This window comes from Faecalibacillus sp. MSK20_93 (assembly GCF_020589945.1).
Taxonomy (GTDB): Bacteria; Bacillota_I; Bacilli_A; order Erysipelotrichales; family Coprobacillaceae; genus Faecalibacillus; species Faecalibacillus intestinalis.
Genome location: NZ_JAJDKA010000014.1, coordinates 34,378 through 54,114 on the forward strand (window position 1 = coordinate 34,378; position 19,737 = coordinate 54,114).

At 29.4% G+C, this 19,737-nt stretch carries 24 protein-coding genes; 20 read left to right on the plus strand and 4 right to left on the minus strand.

Features of this window, described 5'->3' with window-relative positions:
* The first annotated feature begins 159 nt into the window (after positions 1-159).
* The 9 genes from LJD34_RS06105 to LJD34_RS16760 all read left to right on the plus strand — a co-directional run bounded on the left by LJD34_RS06105 (position 160) and on the right by LJD34_RS16760 (position 9,020).
* Complete coding sequence (locus LJD34_RS06105) at positions 160-1,710, plus strand: recombinase family protein (protein WP_227359437.1); 1,551 nt, start codon at positions 160-162, stop codon at positions 1,708-1,710.
* Positions 1,710-2,222: a hypothetical protein gene (locus LJD34_RS06110; RefSeq protein WP_227359438.1), complete on the plus strand. Its 513-nt coding sequence runs from the start codon at positions 1,710-1,712 to the stop codon at positions 2,220-2,222. The genes LJD34_RS06105 and LJD34_RS06110 overlap by 1 nt, the downstream gene beginning before the upstream one ends.
* 17 nt (positions 2,223-2,239) lie before the next feature.
* On the plus strand, positions 2,240-3,907 hold the full coding sequence (locus LJD34_RS16595; RefSeq protein WP_227359439.1) for a recombinase family protein: 1,668 nt from the start codon (positions 2,240-2,242) through the stop codon (positions 3,905-3,907).
* 83 nt (positions 3,908-3,990) lie between these two features.
* Positions 3,991-5,190, plus strand: coding sequence for a bacteriophage abortive infection AbiH family protein (locus LJD34_RS06120; protein WP_227359440.1), 1,200 nt, complete (start codon positions 3,991-3,993; stop codon positions 5,188-5,190).
* A gap of 352 nt (positions 5,191-5,542) precedes the next feature.
* Complete coding sequence (locus LJD34_RS06125) at positions 5,543-5,785, plus strand: hypothetical protein (RefSeq protein ID WP_227359441.1); 243 nt, start codon at positions 5,543-5,545, stop codon at positions 5,783-5,785.
* Between the two features lie 247 nt (positions 5,786-6,032).
* Complete coding sequence (locus LJD34_RS06130; protein WP_066446990.1) at positions 6,033-6,914, plus strand: MurR/RpiR family transcriptional regulator; 882 nt, start codon at positions 6,033-6,035, stop codon at positions 6,912-6,914.
* A 132-nt stretch (positions 6,915-7,046) separates the two neighbouring features.
* Positions 7,047-8,006, plus strand: coding sequence for an NAD-dependent epimerase/dehydratase family protein (locus tag LJD34_RS06135; RefSeq protein WP_227359442.1), 960 nt, complete (start codon positions 7,047-7,049; stop codon positions 8,004-8,006).
* A gap of 115 nt (positions 8,007-8,121) precedes the next feature.
* Entirely contained in the window at positions 8,122-8,742 is a 621-nt protein-coding gene (locus tag LJD34_RS06140) for a hypothetical protein (protein WP_227359443.1), read from the plus strand.
* Positions 8,688-9,020, plus strand: coding sequence for an EamA family transporter (locus tag LJD34_RS16760; protein WP_227359444.1), 333 nt, complete (start codon positions 8,688-8,690; stop codon positions 9,018-9,020). The genes LJD34_RS06140 and LJD34_RS16760 overlap by 55 nt, the downstream gene beginning before the upstream one ends.
* A gap of 204 nt (positions 9,021-9,224) precedes the next feature.
* On the opposite strand, the gene LJD34_RS06150 is transcribed toward LJD34_RS16760, so the two are convergent.
* The gene (locus LJD34_RS06150) at positions 9,225-9,581 is read right to left on the minus strand and encodes a cupin domain-containing protein (protein ID WP_227359445.1); all 357 of its coding nucleotides are present in this window, start codon (positions 9,579-9,581) and stop codon (positions 9,225-9,227) included.
* 145 nt (positions 9,582-9,726) lie between these two features.
* Between LJD34_RS06150 and LJD34_RS06155 the strand changes: the two genes are divergently transcribed.
* The 8 genes from LJD34_RS06155 to LJD34_RS06190 all read left to right on the plus strand — a co-directional run bounded on the left by LJD34_RS06155 (position 9,727) and on the right by LJD34_RS06190 (position 15,410).
* Positions 9,727-10,050, plus strand: a complete 324-nt coding sequence (locus LJD34_RS06155) for a winged helix-turn-helix transcriptional regulator (RefSeq protein WP_227359446.1) — start codon at positions 9,727-9,729, stop codon at positions 10,048-10,050.
* Positions 10,051-10,468: 418 nt separating this feature from the next.
* Positions 10,469-11,533, plus strand: coding sequence for a beta-aspartyl-peptidase (gene iadA, locus LJD34_RS06160; protein ID WP_227359447.1), 1,065 nt, complete (start codon positions 10,469-10,471; stop codon positions 11,531-11,533).
* A gap of 166 nt (positions 11,534-11,699) precedes the next feature.
* Positions 11,700-11,993 (plus strand): hypothetical protein, encoded by a 294-nt coding sequence (locus LJD34_RS06165; protein ID WP_227359448.1) that lies wholly within the window; start codon positions 11,700-11,702, stop codon positions 11,991-11,993.
* Positions 11,994-12,068: 75 nt separating this feature from the next.
* Positions 12,069-12,608, plus strand: a complete 540-nt coding sequence (gene rbr / locus LJD34_RS06170; protein WP_022000948.1) for a rubrerythrin — start codon at positions 12,069-12,071, stop codon at positions 12,606-12,608.
* A gap of 276 nt (positions 12,609-12,884) precedes the next feature.
* The gene (locus LJD34_RS06175; RefSeq protein ID WP_227359449.1) at positions 12,885-13,415 is read left to right on the plus strand and encodes a methylated-DNA--[protein]-cysteine S-methyltransferase; all 531 of its coding nucleotides are present in this window, start codon (positions 12,885-12,887) and stop codon (positions 13,413-13,415) included.
* A 58-nt stretch (positions 13,416-13,473) separates the two neighbouring features.
* Positions 13,474-14,457, plus strand: coding sequence for an ROK family protein (locus tag LJD34_RS06180; protein ID WP_227359450.1), 984 nt, complete (start codon positions 13,474-13,476; stop codon positions 14,455-14,457).
* Positions 14,444-15,073: an HAD family hydrolase gene (locus LJD34_RS06185; RefSeq protein ID WP_227359451.1), complete on the plus strand. Its 630-nt coding sequence runs from the start codon at positions 14,444-14,446 to the stop codon at positions 15,071-15,073. Before LJD34_RS06180 ends, LJD34_RS06185 begins: the two co-directional genes overlap by 14 nt.
* A 94-nt stretch (positions 15,074-15,167) precedes the next feature.
* Positions 15,168-15,410, plus strand: a complete 243-nt coding sequence (locus LJD34_RS06190) for a DUF454 family protein (RefSeq protein ID WP_227359452.1) — start codon at positions 15,168-15,170, stop codon at positions 15,408-15,410.
* Here the strand turns inward: LJD34_RS06190 and LJD34_RS06195 are convergent.
* A complete protein-coding gene (locus LJD34_RS06195; protein WP_227359453.1) occupies positions 15,390-15,683 on the minus strand; it encodes a hypothetical protein in 294 nt (97 codons plus the stop codon). The genes LJD34_RS06190 and LJD34_RS06195 overlap by 21 nt on opposite strands.
* Positions 15,684-15,702: 19 nt before the next feature.
* Positions 15,703-16,011 (minus strand): LysR family transcriptional regulator substrate-binding protein, encoded by a 309-nt coding sequence (locus LJD34_RS06200; RefSeq protein WP_227359454.1) that lies wholly within the window; start codon positions 16,009-16,011, stop codon positions 15,703-15,705.
* A gap of 290 nt (positions 16,012-16,301) precedes the next feature.
* Here LJD34_RS06200 and LJD34_RS06205 point away from each other — a divergent pair, with 290 nt between their 5' ends.
* Complete coding sequence (locus LJD34_RS06205; RefSeq protein WP_227359455.1) at positions 16,302-17,249, plus strand: hypothetical protein; 948 nt, start codon at positions 16,302-16,304, stop codon at positions 17,247-17,249.
* Positions 17,250-17,316: 67 nt separating this feature from the next.
* On the opposite strand, the gene LJD34_RS06210 is transcribed toward LJD34_RS06205, so the two are convergent.
* The gene (locus LJD34_RS06210; protein ID WP_119362699.1) at positions 17,317-18,657 is read right to left on the minus strand and encodes an MATE family efflux transporter; all 1,341 of its coding nucleotides are present in this window, start codon (positions 18,655-18,657) and stop codon (positions 17,317-17,319) included.
* An 84-nt stretch (positions 18,658-18,741) separates the two neighbouring features.
* On the opposite strand from LJD34_RS06210, the gene LJD34_RS06215 reads away from it, so the two are divergent.
* Together LJD34_RS06215 and LJD34_RS06220 are read left to right on the plus strand one after the other, a co-directional pair.
* On the plus strand, positions 18,742-19,017 hold the full coding sequence (locus LJD34_RS06215; protein WP_147580835.1) for a hypothetical protein: 276 nt from the start codon (positions 18,742-18,744) through the stop codon (positions 19,015-19,017).
* Positions 19,004-19,348 (plus strand): putative quinol monooxygenase, encoded by a 345-nt coding sequence (locus LJD34_RS06220; protein WP_175301663.1) that lies wholly within the window; start codon positions 19,004-19,006, stop codon positions 19,346-19,348. The genes LJD34_RS06215 and LJD34_RS06220 overlap by 14 nt, the downstream gene beginning before the upstream one ends.
* Positions 19,349-19,737: the final 389 nt, after the last annotated feature.

Consider the following 19,737-nt stretch of genomic DNA (forward strand, 5'->3'; position numbering starts at 1 on the left):
CTAAAAATGTTGCCAATAAAGTTCTGAAAAAGTATGAAGAAGAATGTAATCCACTTGTCAGATATCATTTTTAAATTCACAAAATAAAGCGAATAATGTCATGGATAGTTCGAAAGAGTTGTGGTACTGTGTGTGGTGATAAGAAAGGGGATTTTTAGAATGGCTCAAGCTCAAAAACAAGTACGCATTATCGAACCACTGGAAAGATTTGTAAACAGAATCAATCTTGTTGGCTGTTATGCAAGAGTCAGTTCAGACAGTGAAGATCAGCTTAATTCATATAACAATCAGGTTGACTTCTATGAATCCTATGTCAACAGTCTTGAAAATTCGAAACTGGTTAAGATCTATACAGATGAAGGAATAACTGGAACAAGAATGGACAAGAGAGACGGTTTTCTTCAAATGATTGAGGACTGTCGAAAAGGTCTTATAAATACAATTATAACTAAATCAATCAGTCGATTTGCACGAAATATAACGGAGACACTTTCAGTAGTAAGAGAACTGAAATCAATAGGTGTCTCCGTTTATTTTATGACAGAAAAAATTGATACAGCAAAAATGGGAAGTGAAATGATGCTTGCTGTTTATGCTGCCTGTGCTGAAATTGAATCAAAAGCAATTTCAAATGCACAGAAATGGGCATTCCGTACAAGGGCAAAAGAAGGAAGATACAATCAACCGAAACTGCCATATGGATATCAAAGAATAGATGGTGAAGTAGAAGTTATAGAAGATGAAGCAAAGATCATTGAAGATATCTTTAATAAATATGTGAATAAAGATTTTTCGGTAACAAAACTTGTAGATTATCTGAATAAACATTATTTCAAAAAGAAAAAGTGGTCACAGTCCACAGTTTCATCAATGCTTAAAAATGAAAGATATTGTGGAGACATGCTTCTTCAAAAAAGATATTCACCTGATGTCTTTCCTTATAAGTTAGTCACAAATAAAGGTGAACTTGCACAGTATTATGTTTACGATGTATTTCCAAAAATCATTGATCGTGAACTTTTTGAAAAGGCAAATGAAAAACTTGTGAACAACAAGTTGAAGTTCAATAAAAATCAGACAGATAGAAATAGAGAATATCTGCTGACATCAAAAATCAAATGTGAACATTGTGGTGGAACTTTCAAAAGAAGGGTGTCGAGGAATAAAGAATATTGGAGTTGCAGTAATCATGTTGCTTCAGCAAAGAAATGTGAAGTAAAAATGATTGGAACGGATGAAATCGAAGATGCATTTTTAAAAATCTTCTATAAGCTCAAAGAAAATATTCATGTTTTGGAAGCCTATAAAAAACATATTGTGAATTTTACGACAAATGACGATGACAGATGTGAACTTGATCTCGTTAATCGTGAACTTAAAAAAGTAAGCAGTTCTATCAATACACTTGTTCGATATTATCAGAAAGATCTTATCAGTCTGGAGGATTATAAGAAAAAGCATAACGAGTTGCTGGTAGACAAATCAGTCTTCGAAATGCAAAAGTGCAAACTCAATGAAAAAATCTATCAGAGGTTTGAAGTGATACAGACACAGATCATCATTGAATGTTTGGAATCAGCAAAAGAAATCACTGCACTGGATGAAGAAATCTTCAATACTTTAGTTGATTCGATTGAAGTGGGAACATTGGATATCCAGTTCACATTGAAAAACGATCTTAAGTTAAAAGTAGAAAGGAAACAGTTCTAATGGATAAAGAAAAGGCAAAAGAAAACAGAATGATACAGCAGTTTTTTAAAAACAAGATCTTTTGGGGAATTGACAGCATTCCTTTAAAAAGAAAAATCTACAGAGGTAAAAGAGATAAGAATGGATCTCGAAAAAATGAATGCTTCTATGTAAGTGAAGATCAGAAATATCGAATAGAAGAAAGTGTTCTGGTCAAGAATGTGAATTTGTTGCTGGAAGAAGTTATCAATATGAAAGACAAATACATACAAGGATGGAACAGTGAATCAAGTGAACAGTATTTTGAAATACTGAACAGAAATGCACTTCAAAATGTGAATACAGAAAGTGACTACAAGAACTTTATCTGTGACTATCTGAATCAGCAAAATTCACAGGAATATGAAAATGTGAAGTTAAAAAGCAATATAGAAAAATGTGAATTCAAGAATATTATTGAAAAGATTGAGGTATATGAAACAGGAATACTGAGTATTTTCAATAATGGTCTTGAACTTTTTATTAATTATTAAGGAAAGGGGGTAAGATTGTGAACTATATTATCAGAGATGACAAAGAACATGAAACAACTGCACCGAAGGTTAAAGTGATTGCTCCAAGGAAGAAGTTCCAGCCATCATACAATGACAGGCAGAACAGGAAAATAAGAGTTGGAGCATACTGCAGGGTCTCAACGGATTCTGACGAACAGGAACTGAGTTATGAAACACAGTGTGAATATTATGAAAACTACATAGGCAGTCATGAAAACTGGGAACTTGTTGCCATTTATTCAGATGAAGGAATAACGGGTACATCAACCAATAAAAGATCAGATTTTATGCGTATGATTGATGATGCTCGAGCAGGAAAACTGGATATGATCATTACTAAAAGTATTACAAGATTTGCAAGGAATACTGTTGATTCACTGATGTATTTGAGGATCCTCAAGGAATACAATGTCGATGTTTACTTTGAAGTAGAGAATGTTCACAGTCTGGAAGCAAATGAGATGTTGCTGACGATCCTTTCAAGTGTTGCTCAACAAAGCAGTGAAGATAAAAGTGAAAGTATCAAGTGGGGATATCAAAGGCAGTTTGAAAAAGGAAAGGTTTATGCTGCCAACATGTATGGCTATAAGTCAAACAGAGGAACACTTGATATTATTGAAGAAGAAGCAGAAGTTGTTCGAGAGATCTTTTCTAAATATCTTTCAGGGATGAGCGAAAGTAAAATAGCAAGGTACCTGACGGAAAACAAAGTCCCCAAGAAGAACGGGAGTACAAAATGGGATTCAGGAACAATTGGCAGGATGCTGCAAAATGAAAAGTACAGTGGTGATGCGCTTTTAAAGAAGACATTCAACATAGATTTTCTTCACAAGAAACGGTATAAAAATGAAGGTCAGAAGAAAATGTACTTTGTAGAAAACAGTCATCCTGCGATTGTGACCAAAGAAGTATTCAAAGCAGCTCAAGTAGAAAGAACAAAAAGGAACATGAAATCAAATGATGAAAAAGAGGCTGTGGAAAGTCACTATCAGAATCGCTATTCATCTAAAAATCCTTTAAGTAATAAAATCATCTGTTCAGAGTGTGGCGCCTTATATAGAAGGGCTGTCTGGACAAAAAGAAATAAGGAAAAAGAACCTGTATGGAGATGTTCAAACAGGTTGAAGAATGGAAAAGCAATCTGTCCAAACAGTGTGACTTTAAAAGAAAAGCCATTACTGGATGCTTTGACATCATTGATCAATGGAAAAACAAAATCAAAAGAAAAAACACGACTTGAACTTGCTAAAGAATTATCGGAATATTTAAATCCAAAAGATATTATTGAGAAGAAACAAAAACTGAATTGTGAATTAGAAAATGTGAATTCACAAATAAACGAATTATTAGATAAAGGAATGTTACTTGTTGCCAGAGGCGTTCAAGACGAAAGTCAAATTGAGGAACACTTGGCACAATGTTATCAAACCAAACAAATGCTTAAAAAAGAACTGCAAAAGCTTGATGACAAATACAATGCATTAAAGCAAGGCAGACAGGAAAAACTATTAAAAACGTTAGAAAGAAATAGCAATGAACATACTGTTATGACACAAGAAGATCTTGCAGTTTTTATTGATAGAATCGTTGTAAAAAAAGACAAGATTGAAATAGAAACAATAGATGATCAAAAATGTGAACTCCTATTAAATCAGATAAGTTAGAAATTTTTTTAGATGAATGCAAATGATTATTAAATATAGTAAAATATATTTAATAATTACCATAAACAGATGGGAGGAACATTATGGATATAGAGATAAGAGGAAGAAAAATACTACTGATTGGTAATGGGTTTGATTTAGCACATGGGTTACCAACATCATATAGTTATTTTCTTGATTTTTGTGATAAAGTATCAAGGATATTTACATATCTAATGCATGTAGATGAGAAAGTATATGAAAAATCTGCTCTTAATATTTGGGAGGTAGATGATTCTATAAAAGCTAAGTTACTAGAGTGGTATAAAAGAAGAAATGAAAATCCAGATAAATTAGCTGTTGAAATATATAATAATATTAAAGAAAATATTTGGATACATTATTTTTTAAATATCAGATACAGTCTTGGGAAAAATTGGATAGATTTTGAATCTGAAATTTCAAATGTAATACAAGCATTTGAATGTATAAGAGATAATATAGAAAGAAGAGAACGCATCCAACAAAGTGAAAGGAATAAAGTCATAAAATTAGAAGTTGTAAAGGATTTTGTGGATATTTCAAAAGAAATTGAAGGACTTAAAGAATTAGATCTAGAAGATATGTATACAAATTTAAAACTTTTTGATGTATATATTAAAAAAATGACTGTAGATTTGGATAGGTTAATAAGAGCATTAGAAATATATATTAGTGAGTTTATAAATAAAATAGAAGTGTTACAAAAAAATGATGATATCAAAGATATTAATCCAGATTGTGTTTTATCATTTAATTATTCTAATACATATGAAAGAATATATGGTCAATCAAATAAAATTGAATATGATTATATCCATGGTAAAGCGGATATAACTAATAATGTAAATACTTGTAATTTGGTTCTTGGAATTGATGAGTATCTAGAAGAATGTGATAGAGATAATAAGTTAGAGTTTTTGCCATTTAAAAAATTCTATCAAAGAATTTATAAATCAACTGACAGTTCTTATATGGAATGGGTAGATGAAATAAGACAAAATTCAGAATGTCCATATGAACTTTATATTTTCGGTCATTCACTAGATAAAACTGATAAAGATGTTTTGGAATTATTAATATGTAATGATAATGTACAAACTAAAATATACTACCATCGAAAAAGCAACGATGATAAAAAAGAATTAGGTAAATTGATAAGAAATCTAGTACAAGTTATAGGAGCAAAGGAATTAATAAGGAGAACGGGTGGATCGCATAAAACAATTGAATTTATACCACAGACACTTCCTGGAGCAGATTAAAGTAATCAGTTATTTCTATTTGTTAAATTAAAGAAGTATGAGGGTTCTGAATTCTTGTTAGTATATTTTTAATATGATATACTAATCTTGTTTAAAAATTAAATATTCGATTTAATATATGCAGCAAAAGTGATTGTAAGAATTTTATATATGGTGCTGAATTACTTTTTTGAAAAGCTAAAAATACATTTAATGACATCTATATTAACTCTTAAATTCATAAAAGTAATTGATTGAATACATATACTTATGTATTCTTTTTTTATAGAAATTAGTAAAAACTGGCGGTATTGAAGCCGTTATCGATTACTATAAGAATCTAGGTGAAGATTATTATCAAGAACTTATAGATATGCTGGTTTTTGATGCTGTTATCTTAAATGAAGATAGACACTTTGGTAATTTTGGATTATTAGTTGATAGTCATACAAACAAGATAATAGCTCCTGCACCAATCTTTGATAATGGATTATCTTTATTATGCTATGCAATGGACAGCGATTTTAATGATATAAATACTTATGTTTCAACTCGTCTACCTGCAACTTATCAGGATTTTATAGGATTTGTAAAACCTTTAATGACATCTAGATAAAAAGATAAATTAAGAAAATTAATTAACTTTAAGTTTGATAGAAATACAAGATATAAATTATCAAATAAACGTTTAAAACAATTAGAAAAACTGATTCAAGAAAGAGTAATACTATTATTAGAATAGTAATATCACTCGTTTTTATATTGAATAAAGCTTTGCTACTATGTCTTTTCTTTATGATTTTATATCTAATTGTTGCAATAAAGTTTCTGTGATAAAATAAATTTAAAGAGGGGCGATTAATGTGTTAATAGAAGAAAGAATTGATGACATTAACTGGACTGCAAATGAAAAAATTGTAATTGAGTTTATAAGAAATAAGCAAGAAAATATAAGACATTATACTACAACAATGATAGCTAAAGAAACTTATACATCCCCATCTATATTGGTTAGAATTGCTAACAAATTAGGTTATGATGGATATCTAGCTTTTAAGGATGCTTATTTGGAAGAAATGACTTATTTAAAAAGTAGGTTTAAAAATATTGATGCCAATAAACCTTTTAAAGCTAATGATGATATTATGACAATTGCCAATAAGATTACAAAACTAAAAACTGAAAGTTTAGAGGATACATTATCTTTAATAAATCATGATGATTTAAGGAAAGCAATTAATTTAATTGAAAAATGTGAAGTTATAAAGATTTTTGCTATTTCCAACTTGTGTTTTTTGGCCGAGGAAGCCTGTTTTAAATTTAGACACATTGGAAAAAAATGTGAAACTTACTCTTATAGCAATATGATGTATCAAGAAGCTATAATGTCAGATAGTCAAACATGTGCTATTTGTATTTCTTATTCAGGAGTTTCTAATGAACTTATAGAAACTGCTAAATTATTAAAAAATAATGATGTTCCTATTATAGCTATAACAAGTATTGGAGAAAATGATTTATCTAAGATTTCAAATGTAAAGCTGTCTTTGACAACAAGGGAGAAGTCTTATACAAAGATAGCAGGATTTTCTACAATTGAATCTATTAGTTTGGTTTTAGACATACTATATTCATGCTATTTTGCAAGTAACTTTGATAATCACTTTGCTTATAAAACAAAAGTGGCTGAATCAACTGAAAAAAGAAAGAAAACAAATATTATTATTGATGAAATATCAGATTAGAAAGATTTTTTATAATTTAAAGGATTTTTATAAGGAATTATAGAAAGCCTTTTTTTTATATTTTCAATGTATTTACTCTATGATGCGTATCAATATAATGATGGTGAAAAAAAGAAAAAGAGGAGGTTTGTTATGAAAGCAGTAGTCATTGGCGGGAAGGGACATATTGGAACATATTTATGCCCTATGCTTGTAAAAAATGGATTTGAGGTTGTAAGTATTACACGTGGAAATAGTCAACCCTATGAAGATGATTATGCGTGGAAAGATGTAGAAAGTGTATTTTTAGATAGAAATAAATGTTCAAACTTTGAGGAACAGGTTATTTCTATGAACCCAGATATAATTATTGATCTTGTTAATTTTAATATTGAAGATACTAAAAAAATGGTAGAAGCTATCAAAAAATCAAATGTCTCACACTATTTATATTGTTCATCTTGTTGGGCCTATGGGATGGCAGAAATATTACCATTTAATAAAGATGATATGAATAAAGTTCCATTAGACGAATATGGTAAAGATAAACTTGCTAGTGAAATGTATCTTAAGGAAGAATACAGAAAAAATGGATTCCCTGCTACGATTGTAATGCCAGGACAAATATCAGGACCAGGATGGACAATTATCAATCCTTGGGGAAATACTTCTATGAGAGTTATTCAAGATATTGCAGATGGTAAAGAAATTGCTTTACCAAACTTTGGGATGGAAATTATTCATCATGTGCATGGATATGATGTTGCACAAGTCTTTATGAATGCTATAACACATAGAAATGTATCACTAGGAGAAAGTTTTGATGCCGAAGCTGAAAATAGCATTACTTTATATGGATATGCTAAACATTTATATGAGTTCTTTGGTCATGAACCAAAGATTAAATTCTTGGGTTGGAACGAGTGGTGTAAATATGAAGGAAACAAAGAAGAGTGTGAGCATACTTATTATCATATTATACGTAGTGGAACATTTAGCATTGAAAAGGAAAAAAGATTATTAGAATATAAACCAAAATATACAAATCTTGAAACTATAGATTTAGCTATTCAAAGTTATATAGATAGAGGGTTAATTTCTGTCAAAAGATAAAATACATATGTTGAATAATTTTAAATAACTTATTGATTATGAATTCAAATAAAAAAACTAGATTCTTGAAAATAAAAATCTTGTTTTTTAATATATCAAAACAAGGAGGAGTCATATGCTCATTGGAATAATATTTATACTATTGTTTGTTTTAGCATCTGGAGGACAAATGTGTTTTAATAAGTTTTATCAGCAAAATGTTGAAAATACCTTGGTGAGTCATTATATTTATTTATTAGTAATGAGTTTTCTTGCAGCTATCTGTTATTATATTTTAGCTGATTTCAATCTTCAAATAGATACTATGTCTTTTATTTATGCTTTAATGGCTTGTTTGGTTATAGTTGCTTGTCAAATATTAACATTGATATGTATGGCAAATGTTAATCTAACAATGGTTACGGTTTCTACGAATGCAGGCAATTTACTTTGGCCAACTTTATTTGGAATGATTTTTTTAAATGAAAAAATATCTACTACAACAATAATAGGCATTGTTTTCATTTTATTAGCGTTTTTTGTGCCATTTATATTTAATTATAATGAAATAAAAAATGATAAAACAACAAAGATTGGATACATCATTTGTATACTGTTATTTTTAGTAAGTGGTCATGTGAATAGTATTAATAAACTATTTACACTAAGTAATAGTTCTACTTCAAATTCATCATATTTATCGTGGATCAATATCATTATGTTTCCACTAGTTTTATTGGTTTTTGTTTTTTTATAAAGCGTTCTAAACAATCATTAAAAATACTAACAAAAAATATTGATTTTAGATATTATGGTTTTGTGGCAATTGGAACAGTCATTGGCTGTTTTGGAATGTTGTTTTCTTTTGAAGCATTAGCTAGGTTAGATGTATCGTTATATTCACCATTATACTCTTCAATATATATTATTTTTCTAACTATAGTATCAAGATTCTTATTTAAGGAGAAATTGAAGAAAGAAAATTATCTTTCCATTGGTTTAGCACTTATATCAGTTGTATTTTGTTCAATATAAATGGAATGATTAAGTATGAAGATGTAAAACAGTGTCAACCGAAATTGAGACATTATCACATTGGAATCAGATTGGATGTTATTGAATTTTTAAATTGGTTGTTATTTAGTGAAGATAAAGAATAAAATATATTTAATAGAAAGGTAATTAGAATTTAAGAGAACAAAAAAAGATTTTAGAATTCAAATCTAAAATCTTTTTATATTATTGAATAACTTCAGCATCACTCATTGTAAATGTTTCTAAAGAGTTTTCCTTGACTTGTACACAAACAAAAGTGATAGATTCATTGATACTTGCAAAGAATTGACGTTTTTGTGTAGGTGTAATTTTTAACCAATCACCTGCAATTAATTGAACTTCGTCACCATCAATGATGACTTTACCACTTCCAGATATGATCCCATATATCTCTTCATTGTTTTTATGACAATGAACAAAAGGAACACATTCACCAGCTGGTAGAGTATTGATACTAATTTCTGCACCTGTTAAAGATAGTGCATCATGTAATTCCATTCTAGCTTTATTAGAAATATTTACTTTTTTACATTTAGACATTTTATAATCCTCCTTCATTTAAGTAGAATAACTTTCTACGTCATTATTATATATAAGTACGCAATCATTTTGTAGTACGCACTTTTTTGTAACTGTGTAATGTTTTAAAAGTATGTTATAATGCCTTTACAAGAAGGTGAAGAAAATGAAAAGAAAAGAAGAATTACCAGAGTGTCCAATAGCTACAACAGTTTCATTGATTGGAAGTAAATGGAAACTACTTATTATTAGAAACTTATCAAGTCGACCTTATCGCTTTAATGAACTTCAAAAATCATTAGAGGGCATATCTCAAAAAGTATTAACAACAAGTTTAAGAGAATTAGCTGATGATGGTATTATTTATCGTAAGGATTATCATACTAATCCACCAAGGGTGGAATATGGAATGAGTGATCTTGGTAAAGAGTTAATAAATGTTTTAAAATCAATGGAAGAATTTGGCTATTACTATAAAGCTAGATTATAGATACTTACAAAAGGGTAAGTACTATTAAATTTACTAATATTATGATATCTTGGAAAAGGAATAATACGAAAAATTGGAAAGGAAAAGTGAAAGGCCTTAAAAGAAAAAATAAACAAACATCAAAGGTATAGATGGGCCTCAAAGGAATAGAACAGGTTCGGCTCCACTTCTGAAGGTAATGCGAATTTTGATGAGAAGTCGCGATCTTGTCGAATTATAAAAACATTGATCCACACATTGAGATTATAGAGCTATCGACGAACCGTTAACCTTTTGGTACCTAATCCACGAATAACAAGATGGTTAACTGCCGCAGAATCTATATGATTTGGGGGCTTTCTATGCCCTTGATGATAAAATTGGATAGTAGAAGTTTATTTACGTTTTGACAACGGTCATTTCATAACAGGTGAAAAGTATGAAACTAATTAAAAACATTCAAGTTTATGCCCCTAAAGATTTAGGCGTTAAAGATGTATTGATTTCTGATTATAAAATAGAAAAAATAGATAATCATATCGATTTTCCTTATTCTATTGAAACAATAGATGGTACAGGTTGTATCCTTACTCCTGGTCTTATTGACCGCCATGTTCATATCACAGGTGGTGGGGGAGAAGCTGGTTTTATTTCTCGTGCAAGACCTATTGAAGTAGACGAAATACTAGATGCAGGTATTACTACTGTGATTGGACTGTTAGGAACAGATGGCTATACAAGAAACACAAAAGAATTATTCGCAAAGGCAAAAGAATTGACTCAAAAAAGAGTTCATGCCTATATTCTAACAGGAAGCTATACATATCCTACCTATACACTCACTGATTCAGTAGAAGATGATATTGTATTTATTGATAGTATATTAGGTGTCAAGCTTGCTTTAAGTGATCATAGATCTAGTCATATAACAGAGGATGAACTTGTTCGTTTAGCCTCTCAAATCCGTACAGCTAGCCTTATTGCTGGAAAACAAGCTAATTTAACACTTCATATGGGTGATGAAAAAGCAGGATTAAATCCTGTATTTCATGCATTAGAAAGAGCCGATATTCCTGTTTCTTTATTCCATCCAACACATTGTAGTCGTAATCCACACTTGTTTAAGGATGCACTGAAGTTTGCAGAAATGGGTGGTACAGTTGATTTGACATGTGAAGGTGATGGAAAGACTTTGGAATTTATTAAACAGTTTAAGGATACTTCTAAAGTCACTATTTCAAGTGATGCACAAGGTTCATGGTCTACCTATAATGAAGATGGTTCTATCAAAGAAATAGGCATTACACCTGTATCTAACTTAAAGAAAGAATTCATTTCTCTTAAGAATGAAATGGGTTATGAAGAAGCTTTACCATTCTTTACTCAAAATGTAGCCAATGTATTAGGCTTAAAGAATACAGGTATGATTAAAGAAGGATTTGATTGTGACTTAATTATCTGGAAAGATGATGAAATCAAGCATGTTATTACAAAAAAAGATTAATACTACATATAGGTTCTGATTATGATAAATATCATTCAGAACCTTTTGATTTTTATGAAATACCTAAGCGATATTGTAATATTATAAAAAAATAGCAGAAATATATTATCATATTAGTATAAAGTTGATTATTTCATAAAAAAATACAAATGATGGATTAGAAGTTTTGATTAATACTGTTAATCAAAATTTACAATATCTTTTACCATTAGACTTAGAATTAAGTAATGAAGGATTAAAAAAATGGCTTCAAAAAAGGACGATTCATAGAAATAGAGCCTATGTTTCTAATTTTTTATCTCGATTAGGGTTAAATGAAAAAGATACAAAAGGTATTATTGATATATGTCAAGGCTTATCATTGAATGTGTCTATCACTAAGCCCTCTCCATATATGAGTTCATTTTCTATTGCAATCATATTAGTGATAGGAGGAGAAATTCTTTTTCTCCTTTTTTAATTGACAAAAGAAAGAAGAAAGACTAAAATATAAATAGGAATTATTCCTAATAAGGAATAAAAGGAGGAAATACAAATGGCTAATAAATATGCAGGAACACAAACAGAAAAGAACTTAATGGAAGCTTTTTCAGGAGAATCACAAGCAAGAAATAAATATACTTACTTTGCTTCAAAAGCAAAAAAAGAAGGTTTTGAACAAATTTCATCTTTATTCTTAAAAACAGCAGATAATGAAAAAGAACATGCGAAAATGTGGTTTAAAGAATTAAATGGTATTGGAAATACAGCTGAAAATTTAGTAGCAGCAGCTGAAGGTGAAAACTACGAATGGACAGATATGTATGAAGGTTTTGCAAAAACTGCAGAAGAAGAAGGGTTTCCAGAACTTGCAGCTAAATTCCGTATGGTTGGAGAAATCGAAAAACATCATGAAGAACGTTATAGAGCATTATTGCATAATGTAGAAATGCAAGAAGTTTTCGCTAAAAGTGAAGTAAAGGTTTGGGAATGTCGTAACTGTGGACATATCGTTGTTGGGGAAAAAGCACCTGATGTTTGTCCAGTATGTGATCATCCACAAGCATACTTTGAAGTTCATGCAGAAAATTATTAATAAGAAAGGTGCTTTGGCATCTTTTTTAATATAAGAATATTTTTTAAGTTTTTTTGTGCTCTTTTCATAAATAAAAATATTTATTCGTATAATAATAGCTGTCAAAGAAAAGCGGATGAAAGTGAATAAATGTTATAAATATGTTTTATCTTTAGGCTATTTATGTTTAGAAAGCATTTAATTTGCTGTATTACCATAAAAGAATGAACATTATACCAAAAACAACTTTTTAATCATCGTCAAAATAATTTACAAGATATACGAGGAGAAAAGATTATGTATTATCAAACAACATATAAATCACCCTTAGGAATTTTATATTTAGTAAGTAATGAAGAAAATTTAATAGGATTGTGGCTTGAGGGACAAAAATATTTTCAGGCAACATTAAAAGAAGAACCTATCAATAACGATCAAATAGAAATACTTCAAAAAACCAAAAATTGGCTAGATCGTTATTTTAAAGGAGAAAAACCAGATATTAAAGAGCTTTCTTTAAAACCACAAGGAAGTCTTTTTAGACAAGAAGTATGGAAACTTCTTTGTGAAATACCTTATGGTGAAGTCACAACTTATGGAAAGATTGCTAAAGTTGTAGCTCAAAAACTTCATAAAGAAAAAATGTCAGGACAAGCCGTAGGAAATGCGGTAGGACATAATCCTATTTCAATCATCATTCCGTGTCATCGTGTCGTTGGCACAAGTGGCAGTTTAACGGGATATGCAGGTGGTATTGATAAAAAAATAGCTTTATTAAAACATGAAGGTGTGGATATGACACATTATTTTATACCTAAAAACAGATGATTCTGTTTTTTCTTTTATTTTACTTTTATTATACTATAATAAAAGTAAGGGTGAGAATATGAATGCATTAAAAGAAACAAAGAAAAAACATTTATTAGCTATTTTAAAATATCTCTATCTTCATAATAGTTCAACAATGAATGAATTAGTAGAAAATCTCCAATTATCTCAACCAAGTATTCGTAATATGGTAAGAATACTTCAAGAAAAACAAATGATTCAAGAAATAGGAAATGACTTATCAAGTGGCGGAAGATGTCCAACACGTTTTGCATTAAATGAAAAGAATTATTTAATTCTATGTCTTTATATTCAAGTGGATAAAGTCATTTATCAAGTAAGAAGTTTTAGTGAAATAAAAAAAGAAGATACATTAATTTATCAAGACGAAGAAGAATTAAAAAAAACAATAAAACAATTAGTAGATAAAAATGAAGTTCATTGTTGTCAAATAGCGGTTGAAGGAATTGTTTATGAAGATGAATACGTTACTGATCATCAAAACATTCTAAAAAAACATCATTGGGTGAAAGATATCAAAAAAGAAATAGACTTGCCAATTCAACTTCAAAATGATGTCAAGATGATTCATCAAGGATGTTGTTTTACGTATCAACAAGATGCTACGTATTATCTATATATAAATGAAGTGGGAATAGGAAGCTCTTATTTTTATAAAGATGAACCGCTATATGGAAATACTGGAATCATGGGTGAAATAGGCTTGATATCTATTAAAGGAAAAACGATTAATCAACGCGTTCGCGAATGTCAAAGTCAAGATGAATTTAATGAACTTCTGGGGTTATTGGTAAGTATGATTTTTACAATGCTTGATCCAACGCGTTTAGAACTATCCTTAGATTTAAAATGGAATTATGAAGAAAAGATTATTAAAAATATATTAAATAAAATAGATGAAAATTGTTTTAAGAATCTTTATTTTCATAAAGATATTTCTTCAATGTTGTTTGAGGGATTAGCTTATCGAGGTATTGTTTATTTATTGAAAGAAAGGATTGAAAGAGATGAAAAAATATAAAGCGATTATTTATGATATTGATGGTACACTTTTAGATACTTTAAAAATGAATATGTATCCCCTTATGAAAATTATTAAAGAAGAAACAGGAGAAGATTGGTCTTTTGAACAGGTTTTAAAATTTGCATCCTATCCAGGTATGAAGGTCATGGAAGAATTAGGTGTTAAAGACCAAGAAAAAACCTATGCTAGATGGGTTCAATATGTTAATGACTATGAAGAGGGAGCTACTTTATTTGAAGGATTTGAAGAAGTTTTAGAAACATTTAAAAACAAAAAAATCAAACAAGCAATTGTCTCTTCTAAACTTAGAGAACAATATGAAATTGATATTGTTTCTAAAGGAATTGATCAATACATGGAAGCTGTTATTTTAGAAGATGATACCACTTTTCATAAACCTCATCCGGAACCATTATTAAAATGTATTGAAAAATTAAATTTAAAACCTGAAGAAGTCATTTATATTGGAGATGCACATTCGGATTATGAAGCATCTAAAAATGCACACATTGATTTTGGTCTTGCAAAATGGGGTAGTGTCGCTACGCAAGAAATACCAGCCACTTTGGTTTTCAAACAACCAAAGGACTTATTGCGATTATTAAAAAAATAATTTTTCTTTTAGAATTATTTAGTTTTTCTTTAGAAACAGTTCACGGCTTGTTCATATAACTTTTTTATGCTTTTTTTAACAAAAGGAGGCATCTATGAAGTTACGTTACATCTACCAAAGTGTTTTATTTATTATTGGACTATTCTTTATTTTATTAGGATTTGTTGGTTTATTGCTTCCAGTTGCTCCTCAAGTTCCATTCTTTATTATTGGAGCAATTTGTTTAATGAAATCATCAAATCGTATTAGAGATTGGGTAAAACAACATGCCCTTTATAAAAAGCATTGTCAAAAATTTATAGAAAAATCGAAATTATTAAAGCGAATACTTAATTAGTACTCGCTTTTTAGTATTTCTATAAAATTTTTTTGTAATAAAGAAGTAGGTTTCTTTTTTTTTAATAAGATACCAATGATATAAAGGCATATTTTCTAAAGGAATAAATTTTAAATCAGGATCTTGATAACAGGTATCGTGAAGCAAGGCAATGCCCATGTTTTCCTTCACCATTGTTTTTGCATTTTCGGGTAAATCAAAAACAGCAACGATTTGTTTATGTTCAATAAAATCAGGTATTTCTTGATCTTGCATTGCTTGCCTAGCTACCATTATTTTTTCTTCTTTGAGATCATTTGCTTTGATTATCTTTTTTAGAAGCAAAAGGATGATTTTTAAAAACAAGAATACCTAAAGAATTTGTACTCTTTAAAGGGATTCCTTCATAAAGATTATGATCATAATCACGAATAAAAAGACCAAAATCAAGAATGCCACTTTCTAATTGTTTTAATAATGTTTCTTTATCACCACTTAGTAAATGAAATTGAATATGAGGATAACGCTCTTGAAAGAGTTTCATCATTTTTACAACTTCTTTTAGATTATCTGTTTGACCTGTTCCAATATAAAGTGGACCCGCTAAAGTATCACTTTTCATTTCTTCTAAAGTCTTTGTTGATAAAGATAAAATTTGATTTGCACTCTCTTGTAAAAGATCATAAAGCATTAGAAAAAAGAAAGGTATTAGAAAATATAAATGCTTCAACAAAGGAAAGAGAAGAATATCTTTTATACTTGGATAATTTGTCAAAAAAGATAATAGATACTTTAAAAAGTGAATAATTATAAAATGTGATCGTGTTGGGAAAAAATAAATTTTTCAACATTTTTTATAAAAAAGAAGAAAAGAGCAAAAAAAGAGCGAATAAATAAGTAGGAGGACTACTTATGGAAACGGTAATACAAAATACAATAACCAATCATAAAATCATGTTAGATCAACATTGTAAAGCAATCGTAGGAAATCAGGAGATGCTAGCAAGAATGATTCATGAATTTGTAAGGGAAGCAAGACATTTAAGTGTTAAAGAAATTATGAAAATCATCAAGGATGAACAGCGTTTTAGGTGTCTCAATAATGAAAATATGATACCAAGCTATGGAACAGTGAAGTTTGATATGTTCTGTTGTATTGATCTTCCTCAATTAAATGGAACCAATAAACGAATCTATTTAAATGTAGAAATACAAAATAATATTCATCCAGGTTATCCACTTGTAACAAGAGGAATAGCGTATGTACTAAGGATATTAACAACACAATTGGGAAGAGAATATGATGATAAAAACTATGATGGAATGAAGAAAGTTTATTCATTGTGGATCATGCCACAAGCAACAAAAAGAAAAGATGGAGATGTAGATGTTTACAAGTTAAAAAAAGAAAGAAGGAAGAATGGAAAAGAAGAAAACAAAGAAAATTATGACAAGGAAGAACTTGTTATGATATACTTGAACCAGAAACATGATACTACAAAAAAGTATCCCAAACATGATGAAGTACTCATGCCATTAGTAGTCTTTTTAAATAATAGAATAGACTATCAAGGGAATAAAGAGATTATTAAAGGATATGGATTTAAGGAAATAGAAAGGGAGGTCAAAGAAATGTGTGATTATGCAAACTATCTAGAAAGAAAAGTAAGAAATGAAGGAATCAGTCAAGGAATCAGTCAAGGAATCAACCAAGGCAAAAAAATAGAACGTAAAGAAAAGAATATAGAATATGTAAGAAAACTAATGGAAAGATTACAAATGTCATTTAAAGAAGCAGTTAGTTTATTGGAAATACCAGAAAAAGAAATTAAAGAAATAGAAAAATACTTTCAATCATAAATAATGAGCTTAAAGGTAAAAAAAGATATTTTTAATTAGAGTAAAAGAGGCTTTTGTAGCCTCTTTTTTAAGCGAGTGTTTTTTTTACAAAATGCTTGAAATAAATACCATTAAGAATTGTTGTCATTAAATCTGAAATCGGTTCTGCTAGAACAACAGCATAAACTCCATAACTTGGTAAAATAAATGGTAACAGATAAATCAAAGGTATTAATAAAATGATTTTTCTAAAGAATGCAAAGAAAAATGCATTTTTTCCACAACCTAATGCATTATAGGTTTGTTGAAAAGTAGAGAAAGCACCCATGATAATAAAGCCAAAGATATAGATTCTTAATAATTGATAAGAAAGTTGAATTAACTGAGTATTATTAGCAAATAAGGAAACAAATACTTGAGGAAATGCTTCCATTAGCAAAACACCAATAATTGAATAGGTTAAAGCTACTTTGATCGTAATTTTAATAGTCTCTTTTACACGATCATATTTTTTTGCGCCAAAATTGTAACTAATAATAGGTTGTGCTCCTTGGGCAATTCCTTCCATAGGAAGAGATAGGATTTGTGACATTGAAAGAAGTATTGTCATAGCACTTACCGATAAATCTCCACCATAAAGAAGAAGCTGTCTATTAAAGGCGACTTGTAAAATTCCTTCTGTTGATGACATAAAGAAAGGAGTAAAACCTAAACCTAATATCTTTTTCATAATATTTTTATCAAATAAAAGATATTCTTTTCTTATTTTTATAATTGTCTTTTTACCAAATAAAAAAGATAACACCCAAATACATGAGACGAATTGTGAAATAATGGTTGCAAGGGCAGCACCAGCAACATTCATATGTAAAACATAGATAAAGATAGGATCTAAAATAATATTTAAAATACCACCAATAAGTAAAGTCATCATGCCAAACTTCGCATAACCTTGAGTGTTGATAAAATAATTAAGACCGACTGTTAATTGGATAAACACAGTTCCAACTGCATAAATTCTTAAATAAGATAAAGCATAAGGAAGTGTTTTTTGACTTGCTCCAAAAAGAATAAGAATTTTATCACCCCAAACAAAAAGACAGAACATAATGATAAGCGAGGTTAAAATTAAACTACTAAAAGCATTTCCTAAAATTCTTTCAGCTTCTTTGGGATTCTTTTCTCCTAATTTAATAGAGGCGAGTGGAGCACCACCTCGACCAAAAAGATTACTAAAAGCAGTAATGATTGTAATAATTGATGTACATAAACCAATTCCCGCAATGGATAAACCACCATCGGGAAGTCTACCAATATAAATACGATCAACCATATTATAAATAAGCGTTGCAAGCTGTGCCAAAATGGATGGTAAAGCAAGCGAGAATAAAAGTGATGACACTTTTTCATTTTCTAATCGATGATTCATAAATACCTCCAAACAGTCTTAATTATAAATGTTTAATTATAAAGGTCAATATGATAAAATTATGGAAAGAAAGAAGGGAAAAGTATGGCATTATTTGATGATTTAACAAAGAAAGCAGCAAAGTTTACGGAAAAAACAATTGAAAAATCTTCTGAACTTGTAGATACTGCAAAAACAAAAGTAAGTATTAAAAGTGCAGAAGCTGATTTGGATGATCAATTCATTGAATTAGGAAAGTTGTATTATGAAGTTTTAAATAAGGACAATGTCTTTGATGAAAAAGCTGCTCCAGTTGTTCAAAAGATTGATGAAATCAATCAACGTATTGAAAATTTGAAATCAAGTCTTGAAAAAGAATAACGCAATTACTGTTCATATTTACTATACTGGAGAAAATGGAAGTGCAAAAGCTTTTGTCAAAGAGATGTTAACAAGTGGTCTTGTTGATGAAATTAAAAAAGAAAAAGGAAATAGACGTTATGAATATTTCTTTTCAGTAGAAGATGAAGAAACGGTTTTATTAGTGGATAGTTGGGATAATCAAGAAGCAATTGATTTACATCATTCTTCTAGCATCATGGATCAAATAATGGAACTAAGAATCAAATATCATCTACATATGAAAGTTGAACGCTATTTTTTAGATGAAACAGGAATACCAAAAGAAGATCAAAAGTTTATTCAAAAATAAGGGCCTATTGAGGAAATAGGTCCTTCAGACTATTAACATTTTATTTGTTAACAGTTTGAAAGAAGACCCCTAAAAAGGTCTTTTTTTGTTGTAAAAACACAGTATATTAGACAAAGAAGAGAAAAAGGTAAAAAAAGAGTTGGATAAAAAACGTTGATATAAAGGCAGAAAAAGAGTGAAAGAGAGAAAAAAATAAAAAAAGGACAAGAAAAAGCTTTACAAAAGGGAGAGAGGATGGTAATATAAATGGGCACTCGACGAGAGAGACGAGTGAGAGGACATTGAAAACTGAACAGGAAAGAATAAAACACAACGTCAATTAAGTTTAAGAAATAAAAAAGAGCTAAACAGACCAAAGTTGTCTGAAGAGATAGAAGGACAATGGAGAG